The sequence below is a fragment of the Parasphingomonas halimpatiens genome (assembly GCF_036663795.1).
Taxonomy (GTDB): domain Bacteria; phylum Pseudomonadota; class Alphaproteobacteria; order Sphingomonadales; family Sphingomonadaceae; genus Sphingomonas.
In genome coordinates, this window is the sequence record NZ_JAXOJP010000028.1 from 1 (window position 1) to 13,272 (window position 13,272).

General features: G+C 67.0%; 9 protein-coding genes. 7 read left to right on the forward strand and 2 right to left on the reverse strand.

Annotation, left to right across the window (positions count from 1 at the left end):
• Positions 1–307: 307 nt before the first annotated feature.
• Positions 308–1,111, reverse strand: coding sequence for a FadR/GntR family transcriptional regulator (locus tag U1839_RS20695; protein ID WP_332805470.1), 804 nt, complete (start codon positions 1,109–1,111; stop codon positions 308–310).
• A 164-nt stretch (positions 1,112–1,275) separates the two neighbouring features.
• Between U1839_RS20695 and U1839_RS20700 the strand changes: the two genes are divergently transcribed.
• From U1839_RS20700 to U1839_RS20715, 4 genes are all read left to right on the forward strand, one after another.
• Positions 1,276–3,549, forward strand: coding sequence for a TonB-dependent receptor (locus U1839_RS20700; RefSeq protein WP_332805471.1), 2,274 nt, complete (start codon positions 1,276–1,278; stop codon positions 3,547–3,549).
• A gap of 59 nt (positions 3,550–3,608) precedes the next feature.
• Positions 3,609–4,919 carry an alpha/beta hydrolase family protein gene (locus U1839_RS20705; RefSeq protein WP_332805472.1) on the forward strand — a complete coding sequence of 437 codons (1,311 nt, stop codon included), beginning with the start codon at positions 3,609–3,611 and terminating at the stop codon, positions 4,917–4,919.
• Between the two features lie 67 nt (positions 4,920–4,986).
• Positions 4,987–6,153, forward strand: coding sequence for a mannonate dehydratase (gene uxuA / locus U1839_RS20710; protein ID WP_332805473.1), 1,167 nt, complete (start codon positions 4,987–4,989; stop codon positions 6,151–6,153).
• Between the two features lie 66 nt (positions 6,154–6,219).
• On the forward strand, positions 6,220–8,112 hold the full coding sequence (locus U1839_RS20715) for a glycoside hydrolase family 2 protein (protein WP_332805474.1): 1,893 nt from the start codon (positions 6,220–6,222) through the stop codon (positions 8,110–8,112).
• Positions 8,113–8,145: 33 nt separating this feature from the next.
• On the opposite strand, the gene U1839_RS20720 is transcribed toward U1839_RS20715, so the two are convergent.
• Positions 8,146–8,853 carry a hypothetical protein gene (locus U1839_RS20720; protein WP_332805475.1) on the reverse strand — a complete coding sequence of 236 codons (708 nt, stop codon included), beginning with the start codon at positions 8,851–8,853 and terminating at the stop codon, positions 8,146–8,148.
• 445 nt (positions 8,854–9,298) lie between these two features.
• Between U1839_RS20720 and U1839_RS20725 the strand changes: the two genes are divergently transcribed.
• From U1839_RS20725 to U1839_RS20735, 3 genes are all read left to right on the forward strand, one after another.
• Positions 9,299–10,222 carry an ABC transporter ATP-binding protein gene (locus U1839_RS20725; protein ID WP_332805476.1) on the forward strand — a complete coding sequence of 308 codons (924 nt, stop codon included), beginning with the start codon at positions 9,299–9,301 and terminating at the stop codon, positions 10,220–10,222.
• 117 nt (positions 10,223–10,339) lie between these two features.
• Positions 10,340–11,929: an L-aspartate oxidase gene (gene nadB / locus U1839_RS20730; RefSeq protein WP_332805477.1), complete on the forward strand. Its 1,590-nt coding sequence runs from the start codon at positions 10,340–10,342 to the stop codon at positions 11,927–11,929.
• 85 nt (positions 11,930–12,014) lie between these two features.
• Positions 12,015–13,184 carry a serine hydrolase gene (locus tag U1839_RS20735; protein WP_332805478.1) on the forward strand — a complete coding sequence of 390 codons (1,170 nt, stop codon included), beginning with the start codon at positions 12,015–12,017 and terminating at the stop codon, positions 13,182–13,184.
• Positions 13,185–13,272 lie beyond the last annotated feature (88 nt).

Genomic DNA, 13,272 nt, shown 5'->3' on the forward strand with positions numbered 1-13,272 from the left:
GGACATCACAGCGCCAACGCTCGTCCATGACCACGAAGACAACCATAGACCAAGGTCAGAATTACCAAGGAAAATCAAATGTATGTAAAATCAATTAGACAACACAATACTAAATTCTTCGCGATCGGTCGCCGCATGCTAGCGCTCGACTGAATTTAGTATTGTGTCCCCGAAATACCCTGCTGGGCGACGCTGCGACGTTGAGCGCGCATCAAATCCGTCATCCCAACTGGGCCCCGGCCTGCGCCGGGGAAGTGAGCAGAGGGGCGGTGCAATAGGTCGACTTGGCCGATAACCTTGCCGCCGGTCACACCGCGACGCGGCGCGCCAGGTCGCTGCGTTTCGCCTCGACCTCGGCGCGGGCGCGCTCCAGCGTGTCGCTCTCGGTCGCGACCAGCAGCCCGTCGATCACCCGGCCGAGATGGTCGCGCATCGCCTTGCGCGCCGCCTTGGGGTTGCGCTCGCGCAGTGCCGCAAGGATCGTCTGATGTTCGTCGATCCGCGGCACGACGCCAACGGCGCGCGCGCGGGCGAGCATATGCTGGCACAGCGGCGAGCGGTTGCGCGCCTCCCACAGCGATTCGATCACGTCGACCACCGCCGAATTGCGCGTCGCGCGCGCGATCGTCATGTGGAACTCGCGGTCGGCATGTTCGCCGCTGACATGCTCGTCATTCTCGCGCTCCATGTCGACGATCAGCGCTTCGAGCGCAGCGATCTCGGCGTCGTCGATCGACACCGCCGCCAGCGCCGCTGCCTCGGCCTCGAACAGGCGGCGCGCCTCGGTCAGCTCGAAGGCGCCGATGTCGAGGCCGATCGTCGGCGCGTCGAGCTGCGGGTTGTCGACGACGAAGATGCCCGAGCCGTGGCGCGACCGCACCACGCCGACGACTTCGAGCGCAATCATCGCCTCGCGGATCGTCGGCCGGCTGACCTTGTGGAGGTCGGCAAGCTCGCGTTCCGACGGGATGCGCTGGCCCGGCACATAGTCGCCGCGGCGGATCGCCTCGGCCACGGCCGCCGCGACCTGCTGGTAGAGCTTGCGCGGGTCGGGCACCGCGTCGGCCGTCGCGGGAACGGAAATTGGCCTGATCAATCGCGCTTTTGCCATATTGCCGCAATTACCAGCACCCACGGCCGCGGGCAACCTTCGGTGTTTACTTATGTGTAAGGCCAATGCGCCGGCTGGTCTTGCCTTTGGTCTGACCATTTGCTAGCCAGCTATCACTGCGCGGGCGCCAGAACCCGTGCGTGACATTGAGGGGAGAGACTTGCATGGCTCGCTGTCAGCTTATCGTTAGCCGGGGTGCGCTTGCCGCAGCGCTGGCAATCATCGCCGCACCCGCCTTCGCGCAAAATGCCGCACCGGCTGGTCAGGCCAACGCCGCCGCGCCCGATTCGGCCTTGCCCGGCGATGTCGTCGTTACCGCACAGAAGCGCTCGGAAAACGTCCAGGACGTGCCGCTCGCCGTTTCGGTGCTGTCGCCCACCCAGCTCCAGGCGGCCGGCGTTCGGCAGTTCGACGATCTCGGCCGCATCGCGCCGTCGATCACGATCCGCCCGGCCGAGCATCCGGTCAACGCCAACGTCTCGCTGCGCGGTGTCGGCACCTTCGCCTTCGGCATCGGGGTCGAGCCCAGCGTCGCGGTGTTGGTCGACGAGGTGCCGCTGGCATTCCAGGCGCGCGCCTTCACCGATCTGCCCGACGTCGATCACATCGAGGTCCTGCGCGGCCCGCAGAGCACGCTGTACGGCAAGGCGGCGTCGGCCGGCCTGATCAACATCATCACGCGTAACCCGACCAAGGATTTCCATTTCAGCGCCAATGCGCTCGCCACCACCGACAGCGAATATGGCGGCAATTTCAGCGTCTCCGGGCCGATCAGTTCGGATCTCGGCTATGCGCTTTCGGCGAGCTATTCGAAATGGGACGGCAATGTCCGCAACCTGGTCAACGGCCAGAAGGTCAACGGCCATGAGTCGTTCAACACGCGCGGCAAGCTTCGCTGGACGCCGGCATCGAACGTGACTTTCACCCTGGCGGGCAATTATCTCAACGGCAACAGCACCGTCGGGCGCCCGTTCATTCGCTTCGGGGCGAATGCGCTGCTGCGCAATACCGCGGGCCTCACGCCGGCGGTGGTGTTGCCCGGCGTCACGGTCAGCGAGCAGAATCAGAATGTCAGCAACAATTATCCGTCGCGCACGCGCTATTGGGGCTGGGGCGGCTCGCTGCGCGGCGAAATCGGCCTTGGCGACCTGACGCTTGTGTCGATCACCTCGTACGACAAGTTCCGCCTGTACGACTTTCTCGACCATGACGACACCTCGTCGACCGCTGCGGTCGGCAGCAACATCCAGGTTGGTGAATTCCACTCGCGGCTGTTCACGCAGGAAGTCCGGCTGCTGTCGCCCAGCGACCAGCCGTTCCGCTATACGCTCGGCGCCTATTACGCGAAGGTCAATTTCGAGCGCCCGTTCCTGCGCGGCCCGGCCTTCTCGCTCGCCAACTGGTATGCCACGGCGCAATCGCGCCAGCTCGCCGGCTTCGCGCAGATCGACTGGGAATTCGTCCCCAAGGTGACCTTCACCGGCGGTGGCCGCGTGCAGAACGAGCGGGTGTCCTATACCTTCAAGGACAATCTCGCCGTCGCCCCCAATCCGACTTCCTTCGCGGGCAGCGCCGAGGATACGGCGGGCACCTATCGCCTCAGCCTGCGTTATGAGCCGACCCGCGACATCATGCTGTTTGCGACCTATTCGACCGGGTACAAGGGGCAGACCTACGATCTCACCACCGGCTTCAACACCAACCGCGCCAATGCCGGCCCGATCAAGCCTGAGCGGTCGCGCGACCGCGAGATCGGCGCGCGTCTCCAGTTCCTCGACCGGCACCTGACCTTCAATCTGACCTATTTCAACACCGATTATACCAATTTGCAGGCGCAAACGATCGAAACGCTGGCTGACGGGACGACCAATTTTCGTCTGACCAATGTCGGCGGGTTGAACACCCAGGGCGTCGAGCTCGAAAGCTCGGCACGGCTCGGCGACGATCTCAACCTCAACGCCTCGGTCACCTATCTCGATGCGAAATATACCTCGTTCGATGTCGCGCAATGCTATCCGTTGCAGACCGCTGCGCTGGGCTGCACCGGCTCGCCGACGCGCCAGAACCTGACCGGCGCGCGCGCCGTCCAGGCGCCGAAATGGAAATTCTCGGTCTCGGCCGACTATTCGCCATCGCTCGGCGGCAATCTGCGCGGCGTGGTGCAGGCCAACTGGCAACATCAAAGCGACGTCTATTATGTCGCGGAGGACCCGCAGACCTTCCAGCCAAGCTATGGCATCGTCAATGTCGGCCTCGGCGTGCGCGACGCCGACCATCGCTGGGAGGTGGTCGCCTTCGTCAACAACCTGTTCGACAAGCAATATTACCCATCGCTGGTCAACAGCGCGGGCAATTTCGGCAGCAACATTGCCACCCAGGCGCTGTTGCCGCGTGACTTCCGCCGGTATGGCGGTGTGCGTCTCGGCGTGAAATTCTGATGCTCGCGGGGGCGCGCGACGCCCCCGCCGCCGCCGCACACCGAATCGGGAGCCATGTGATGTTTCGTTTTGCACTGCCGCTGGCGATGGCGTCCGCTGCGGCACTGCTGCCGGCGGCGGGTGCGCTGGCACAGGAAGCGGTGGCGCGCCCCGGCGTCGATGCGCCCGAACTTGCCGCGCTCGGCAATTATCCGGTCGGTGTCACGGCCATCGCGATCGTCCAGCCCGGCCAGGCCGATCCGTTGCAGGGCGTCGAGCGACCCGTAACGGTCGACCGTCGCATACCGCTCACCATCTGGTACCCCGCCGCCGTGCCCGGCCGTGGCACGACGTACCGCACGGCGCTGCCGGGCGCGGACGGTCGCGACGTTGCGTTCACCGTTCCCGGCGTCGCGTCGGCGGGCGCGCGCGCGGCGGCGGGGCGCTTCCCGCTCGTCATCCTCGCGCATGGTTACAGCAACACGCCTGAAGTGCTGTCGTGGCTCGGCGAGAATCTCGCCAGCAAGGGTTATGTCGTCGTCACCCCGGCGTTTCGCGATCCGTCGATCACCATTCGCACCGCGGCGGCGGCGGCCGGGCCGCTGGCGCGCCGGCCGCTCGACATCGCCTTCGTTGCCGCCGAGGCGCAGCGCCGCGCGCGTGCCGGTGAGGGTGTGTTCGCCGGCGCCGATGCCGATCGCACCGCGCTGATTGGCTATTCGATGGGCGGATACGGCGTGCTGACCGCGGCGGGCGCGCCGCTCGATCCGGGCCTCGCCGCTGCAACGCGCGGGGTGCTCGCACCCTATGTCGCGGACGGGCCGAAGGCGGGCGAGCTCGTCGTCGCCGGCATCAAGGCCGTCGTCGCGATCTCGCCGGCGCGCGCGGTGCGCGGTGTCGCATTATGGGCCACGCCCGGCGTCGCCGCGATCCGCGCGCCGACCCTGTTCATCGTCGGCAGCCAGGATCACACCGTCGGCTATGATCCCGGCGTCCGCACGCTGTTCGCCGAAGCGGTCCATGCGCCGCGCTACCTGCTGACCTTCCGCGAAGCGGGGCACAGCATCGGCCTGATCGGCGCGCCGCCGGCGATGCGCGGGTCCTTCTGGGACAAGGACTGGTTCGAGGACGCGGTGTGGCGCAAGGACCGGTTGCTGGCGATCGAGACGCATTTCATCACCGCGTTCCTCGATCGTTACGTCAAGGGCGAGGCGGGCAAGGCCAGCTATATCGACGGGCTGGTCGTCAACGCCAATGACGGCAGCTGGCCCGGCGCGCCGCCCGGTCGCTATGCCGGCTACAGCCCGGGTCCGCCCGCCGCCACCCTGTGGAAGGGGTTCCAGCCCAACAAGGCGTCGGGCATGTCGTTCGAATATCGCGCGGCGCAATAGGTGCGCACCATCAACACATCAGCGGCGCCGGATGTATCGGCACACCGCCCAAGGAGTAAGTAGCGGCATGTTCATGACGCAGACGATGCGCTGGTTCGGCCCCGACGACCCCGTGTCATTGCGCGACATCCGCCAGGCCGGCGCGTCCGAGGTGGTGACCGCGCTGCACGAGCTGGCCAATGGCGCGGTCTGGCCGCAACCGGCGATCGCCGCGCGCAAGGCGATGATCGCCGCCGCCGGGCTCGGCTGGACGGTGGTCGAGAGCCTGCCGGTGCATGAGGGGATCAAGACACGCGGTGGCGAATGGGACCGGCTGATCGAGCATTATTGCCAGAGCCTGCGAAACCTCGCCGCCTGCGGCATCACCGTCGTGACCTATAATTTCATGCCGCTGCTCGACTGGACCCGCACCGACCTGGCATGGGAACTGCCCGACGGCGCGCTGGCGTTACGCTTCGAGCTCGAGGCGGTCGCCGCCTATGACCTGCACATCCTGCGCCGCCCCGGTGCCGCGGCCGATTACACGCCCGACATGGTCGAGAGCGCGACGCGGCGCTTCCACGCGATGGACGACGCCGCGCGCGACCAACTCGCGCGCACCATCATCGCCGGCCTGCCGGGCAGCGAGGAAAGCTTCACCACTGAAGAATTCCTCGCCGCGATCGGTAGCTATGCCGAGATCGACGCCGACCGGCTGCGCGCCAACCATGTCGCCTTCTTGGAAGCGGTATGCCCCGTCGCCGAGGCGGTGGGCATCCAGCTCGTCGTCCATCCCGACGATCCGCCCTTTGCGCTGTTCGGCCTGCCGCGCGTCGTCAGCACCGAGCAGGACGTGGCGCATCTCTTCGCGGCGGTGCCGAGCCGCGCCAACGGGCTGTGTTTCTGCGCCGGCTCGTTCGGGGTGCGCGCCGACAATGATCTGCCCGGCATGGTCGATCGGCTCGGCGACCGGATCGGCTTTCTGCATCTGCGCTCGGTCCAGCGCGAGCCGAACGGCGCCTTTCATGAGGCGGCGCATCTCGAAGGCGATGCCGGGATGGTGGCGATCATGGCGGCGATCCACGCGCTGCAGCGCCGCACCGGTCGCGCGCTGCCGATGCGCCCCGACCATGGCCACCAGATCCTCGACGACCTCACCCGGCGGACCAACCCGGGTTATCCGCTGATCGGCCGGATGCGCGGGCTGTCGGAGCTGCGCGGGCTCGAACGCGGCATCGCGCACAGGGCGGGCTAACGGGCGGAACGACCGAAACCAACGATAACGAAAAACTTGCAGCAACGGCGGAGAAGGAAAATGCGGATGATCAGGCTGATCCGGCGGGCCATGGCCCTGGCGATGCTCGCGGCCGCGCCCGCGCTCGCGCAAACCGCGCCTTCCAGCCTGCCGCTGGCCACGGCAAAGACCAGCCCCTTGCTCGTTTCGGGCGACATGCGCAGCGGCGTCGATCTCTCGGGCCCGTGGCATTATTCGATCGACCCCTACCGGTCCGGGCTGGCGGGGTTCCACGGCGAGGAGCCCGACCCGGGCCAGCGGCGCTACCGCGAGGTCGATGCCCGCCAGGCGATGGCGGCCGACAACCGCGTGCTGTTCGAGTTCGACCTCGCGCATTCACCGGTCACCACCTTGCCCTCGTCCTGGCTGACCGAGGCGCCCGAGCTGCGCCACTATCAGGGCCTGATGTGGTATCAGCGCGACTTCCCCGTGCCCGCGACGCGCAGCGGACGTTATTTCCTGCGCTTCGGCGCGGCCAATTACGCCACCGTCGTCTATCTCAACGGCCGGCCGGTCGGGCGGCATGAAGGTGGTTTCACGCCCTTCTCCTTCGAGGTGACCAAGCTGCTGCGCGCCGGCGCCAACCAGATCACCGTCGGCGTCGATTCAAAGGCCACCGCCACCACCGTCCCGCCGACGGTGACCGACTGGGAAAATTATGGCGGCATCACCCGCCCGGTGCGGCTGATCGCCACGCCCGACACCTATGTCGACGACGCCTGGGTGCGTCTGACGCGTGACGGCCGGCTCGCGGTCGATGCGCATCTCGACGGGCCGCGCGCCGCCAATGCCGCGGTGCGCCTGCACATCGCCGCGCTCGGCATCGACCTTGCCGGGACGACCGACGCCAAGGGCGACTGGCGCACCACGCTGACCGCCCCTCGCGCGCTGGTCCGCTGGTCGCCCGAACAGCCCAGGCTCTACGACGTCACGATTGACGCCGGCGAGGACCATTGGCGCGATCGCATCGGCTTCCGCACCATCGCGGTGCGCGGCGCCGATATCCTGCTCAACGGCAGGCCGATCTTCCTGCGCGGCATGTCGCTGCACGAGGAGGAACTGGGCAGCGACCCGACCCGCGCGATGACCCCGGCGGCGGCGCGCGCCTTGCTCGGCGAGATCCGGGACGGGCTGCACGGCAATTATGTTCGCCTGTCGCATTATCCGCACAGCGACACGATGACGCGGATGGCCGACGAGATGGGCGTCATCGTGTGGAGCGAGGTGCCGGTCTACTGGCTCGTCGCCTGGGACAATCCCGGCACGCTGGCGACCGCGCGCAACATGGTCGCGGAGAACATATTGCGCGACCGCAACCGCGCCTCGATCGCGATCTGGAGCGTCGCCAACGAGACCCCGGTCAACGATGCGCGCAACACCTTCCTGCGTACCCTGGTCAGCGACGTGCGCGCGCTCGACGACACGCGGCTGGTCAGCGCTGCGTTGCTGGTCGAGCGGTCGCAAGGCAGCAACGGCCCGGTCATGACGATGGCCGATCCGCTCGCCGACGCGCTCGATGTGGTTTCGATCAACACCTATAATGGCTGGTACTCGCCCGACCGGCTCGCCGACCTGGCAAGCTTCACCTGGCAGGTGCCCGCCGGCAAGCCGCTGATCTTCTCGGAATTCGGCGCCGACGCCAAGGCCGGCTTCCACGACCTAACGGGGCCGCAGAAATTCTCCGAGGAATATCAGGCCGATTTCTACCGCGCGACGCTGGCGATGGTCGACCGGCTGCCGACGCTGCGCGGCATGTCGCCCTGGATCCTCAAGGATTTCCGCTCGCCGCGCCGGCAGAACCCCGATTTCCAGCAGGGCTGGAACCGCAAGGGGCTGATCTCCGAGACCGGCCAGCACAAACTCGCCTTCGATGTGCTCGCGGGCTATTATGCGGGAAAGGAAACGACGGCGGGGCGTTGAGCGGTCGATGGGGGCGGGCGCCGGCGCGCGATGCTATGCCAGGATATTGACCGCCCGTGCCGCGACCAGCGCGATCGTCAGCAGCGATACGGCGGATTCGAACATCATCATCAGCTTGGCGCGGCGCGACAAGGGCAGGGTATCGGTCGGTGAGAAGGCGGTGGCGTTGGTGAAGGCGAGATAGAGATAGTCGATAAAGCCCGGCTTCCAGGTCGCCGCTTCCGCGGTGTTCATCGTCATGTGCGGAAACAGGAAGTCGCATTTGCAACTGTCGATCACGCCGTGCGATGCCGGCCCGCCGCGATCGAGCGTCCAGAACCACAGCGCGAAGATGATGACGTTGGTCGCCCAGATGTTGAGCGCGTCGAGCAGCAGTGTCTGGCCGACCTTGGAGGCATTGCCGTTGAGCAACGCATGCACCAGCTCGATCAGCGCCTCGAAATTGATCAGCGTGATCAGCGCGGTCATCGTCAGCGCGAGCAGGCGGATCGCGTAGCGCGCGCGGGCGACCAGCCGCCAATGCGCATCCGTCCGCGCTTCGCGCGCCGTGATCTGCGTCCAGGCGGTGGCGACCGACAGCGGCAACAGCAGCGCCACCTCCAGCCCCGGCGCCAGCCAGCGCGGGCCGAAGGTCAGGTCGTTGATCATCAGCAGTTGCAGGCAGGCGATCACGACGACCGACAGTCGCGCGAGCCAAAAGTCCCATGCGTGGGTGTGGATCGCCTTCAGCGCTGCCGTCATGCCCCAGCTCTTCGCACGCAGCCGCCGTGCAGGCCAGTCGGCGACGCCTTGGGCGAAAAATTTCTTTGCATGCACCTACCCTTGCTGACGGGCGATGGCGCGCCGGGGCCGAATGACCGATCTGCGGTGTCTCGTCGCGATCCTCCATTCCTCGCCAGCGCGACACGCCGATTCACATCCGCGCCAATCAGCGCGATGGGAAGACGATGCGCGACACCGTTCATACCGGAAGCCTGGCAACGATAATGCGCCCCCGGCCATCCAGGGCGGAGCCTCCAACATCGCTTCCCGCAAATTCCCTGCCACCGCCGGCAAAATATGTACGAAATTCCCTGCCGGCGCCCCTGCGGCAGGGAATTCCCACGCATCGGCGCCGCCCGCACGTCACCAACATCGCCCGCACCCAAGGATTGAGCTTGCCCGCCCACCCGCCTACACGCCGGGCATGACCGAAGCCGCCATCGCCATCGACCAGCTGTGCAAAACCTATGCGGGCGGCAAGCGCGCGCTCGACAATGTCAGTTTCGAGGTGCCGCGCGGCTCCGTCTTCGGGCTGCTCGGGCCGAACGGCGCGGGCAAGTCGACGCTGATCAACATCCTCGCCGGGCTGGTCAACAAGACCAGCGGCAACGCGACAATCTGGGGCTTCGACATCGACGCGCATCCGCGCAACGCCAAGGCGTCGATCGGCATCGTCAACCAGGAGATCCTGTTCGATCCCTTCTTCACGCCGTTCGAAACGCTGGAGATCCAGGCCGGGCTCTACGGGGTGCCCAAGGCGAAGCGTCGCACGATGGAGCTGCTGCGCGCGGTGCATCTCGAGGACAAGGCCAATGCCTATGCCCGCACGCTGTCGGGCGGCATGAAGCGCCGGCTGATGGTCGCCAAGGCGATGGTCCACACGCCGCCGGTGCTGGTGCTCGACGAGCCCACCGCCGGCGTCGACATCGAGCTGCGCCAGCAACTCTGGGCCTATGTCCGCAGCCTCAACGAACAGGGCGTCACGGTGGTGCTGACGACGCATTATCTCGAAGAGGCCGAGCAATTGTGCGATCGCATCGCCATCATCAACCACGGCACCGTCATCGCCAACAAGCCGACGCGCGAGCTGGTCGGCATGGCGCAGGAGAAGCTCGTCGAGGTCACCGTCGACCGCGACGTCGCCACCTTGCCCGCCAATGGCTGCTTCCAGAAGATCGCGCTGAAGGGCGAGCGCGTGCTCGAAATCACCTATCGCAAGGATGAGGCCAATGCCGGCCAGGTGCTGGCGGCGGTGCAGGCCGGCGGCTTCGGCATCGTCGAGGTCTCGACCAAGGAACCCGATCTCGAAGATGTTTTCCTCAACCTGACGCGGGCGGCCAATGCGTAACGTGGCCCTTGCTGCTCCCCTCCCGCTTGCGGGAGGGGCTGGGGGAGGGCAGTGCCCCACGGACCAGGCTCGCGGGATTCCCCTCCCCCGACCCCTCCCGCAAGCGGGAGGGGAGGCATGAAGACCTCCGACATCCTCATTATCGGCTCCGGCGCCGCCGGCCTCACCGCGGCGCTCAACCTCGCCGATCGCTTCACCGTCACCGTGCTCGCCAAGGGCGCGATGAACGAGGGGTCGACCGCCTGGGCGCAGGGTGGCATCGCCGCGGTGCTCGAACCCGGCGACACCTTCGAGAGCCATATCGAGGACACGATGATCGCCGGCGCCGGGCTCAACGACCGCGCGACGGTCGAGTTCGTCGTCGAGCGCGCGCCGGCGGCGATTGCGCGGTTGCAGGAACTCGGCGTGCCCTTCGCGACCGAAAGCGACGCTGCGGACAGCGCGCTCCATTTGACGCGCGAGGGCGGCCATTCGCATCGCCGCATCGTCCATGTCGCTGACGCGACCGGCTGGGCGGTGCAGGAGGCGTTGCAAAAGGCGGCCGAGGCACACCCCAACATCACGCTGGTGCCCGATCAGGTCGCGATCGACCTCGCCACCTCACGCCATGAGGCGCGCTATTCGGGCGCCGGCAATGTCTGGGGTGTCTATGCCGTCGATCGCACCACCGGCCGGGTCGGGCTCTACACCGCGCGCGCGACGATCCTCGCCACCGGCGGGGCGGGGCGGACCTATCTCTTCTCGACCGCACCGCGCGGCGCGACCGGCGACGGCATCGCCATGGCGTGGCGCGCCGGCTGCCGCGTGTCGAACATGGAGTTCATGCAGTTCCACCCGACCTGCCTCTACAATCTCGACGTCAAGAACTTCCTGATCACGGAAGCCGTGCGCGGCGAGGGCGGGCAGCTCAAGAACCCCGACACCGGCCACCGCTTCATGCCCGACATCGATCCGCGCGCCGAGCTCGCCCCGCGCGACGTCGTGGCGCGCGCGATCGACCATGAGATCAAGCGTTTCGGGCTCGATTACGTCCATCTCGACATCAGCCACCAGCCGCCCGAGTTCGTCCGCGAACATTTCCCCAACATCTACGAAAAGCTGCTCGGCCTCGGCATCGACATGACGAAGGAGCCGATCCCGGTCGTCCCGGCGCAGCATTATACCTGTGGCGGCATCGTCATCGATCGCGACGGTCGCACCGATCTGCCCGGGCTCTATGCGGCGGGCGAGTGCACCCAGTCCGGCTTGCACGGCGCCAACCGGCTCGCGTCCAACTCGCTGCTCGAATGCTTCGTGTTCGGCGAGGCCTGCGCGCGCGACATCGCCGCGCGCTGGGACAGCTTCCCGCCCGTCCCGCCGATCCATGGCTGGGACGAGAGCCGCGTGACCGATTCCGACGAAGAGGTCGTCATCAAGCAGAACTGGACCGAAATCCGCCGCTTCATGTGGAACTATGTCGGCATCGTCCGCACCACCAAGCGGCTCGAACGCGCGCAGCACCGCATCAAGCTGCTCACCGCCGAGATCGAGGATTATTACGGCCATTTCCGCGTCACGCCCGACCTGATCGAGCTGCGCAACCTGCTGCAGACCGCCGATCTGATCGTCCGTTCCGCGCTCCATCGCCACGAATCGCGCGGCCTGCACTACACGCTCGATTACCCCGCCACGCTGCCCGAAGCGGTCGATACCGTCCTCGTGCCCTAGCGGCGGCCGCAAAAATCATGGTTAATCAGATGCATCTCTGCCGCATTTCGTCCCGCTTCGGGAGCGATTCACCGCAGCAGGCGCAATGCGCTATTTCTCATCCGACCTGTTCGCCTATCATGTCATAGGGGACGTGGGGACAATAGCGGTGGTGCAACCTATCATTCCGATCAGACTATCCCGGCCGGTCGCGGTCCTTGCCCTGACCAGCGCGCTGTGCGCCTGCGGGCATGACACGCGCGTTCATGTCGCGGCCGCGCCGCCGCCGCCCGCCTACAAGCTCGTCATCGCCGTCCCGCCGCCGCCGGTCGTGCGACCCGTGCCGACCGCGCCGCAACCACTCGTCGCCAGCATCACCACGCTCGGCAAGTCGTTCAACGGCCGCGTCGGCATCGCCGTGCGCAGCATCGACCAGGGCTGGAGCGTCGACAGCCAGGGCAACCAGCGCATGCCCCAGCAGAGCGTGTCGAAGCTGTGGGTCGCGATGACCGTGCTCGATTTCCGCGACGCCGGCCGATTGAAGCTCGACGATCCGATCACGCTGACGCGTGAGGATATGACGCTGTTCCATCAGCCGGTCGCCGCGCTGATCAAGGCCGATGGCTATCACACCACCGTCGGTGACCTGCTCCAGCGCGCGCTGACGATGAGCGACAACACCTGCAACGATCGCCTGCTGCGTTATGTCGGCGGGCCGTCGGCGGTGCGCGACTTCATCGTCCGCAAGGGGCTCGGCGACATCCGTTTCGGCCCCGGCGAGCGCCTCTTGCAGAGCCAGACCGCCGGCCTCGCCTGGAAGCCGGAGTTCGCGTTCGGCAATGCCTTCACCCGCGCCCGCGCGAGGCTCACGCCGTCGGCGCGGCTCGAGGCGTTCGAGCGCTATGTCGCCGATCCGCCCGACGGCGCCGCGCCGCTGGCGATCGCCGGCGCGCTCGCCCGGCTCAAGGACGGCAAGCTGCTCACGCCGAGCTCGACGCAATATCTCATGGGCACGATGGAACTGTCGCACACCGGCCGCCAGCGGCTGCGCGGCGCGGTCCCGCCGGGCTGGACATTCGGGCACAAGACCGGCACCGGCCAGGATCTCGGCGGGCGCACCGCCGGCTACAACGATGTCGGCTTCCTCATCGCGCCCGACGGCAAGGCCTATTCGATCGCGGTGATGATCGGCGACACCCCGCGCCCAATCCCCGAGCGCCAGGCGCTGATGCAGGCCGTGGTCGAAGCCGTGGTGGCCAACCACCGCGCGGCATAATCTTCTCAAGCCCCTCCCCTTCAGGGGAGGGGTTGGGGTGGGGCAGTGCCCCAAGCGGAAGGTCGGACTTCGTGGCAAGGCCCCACCC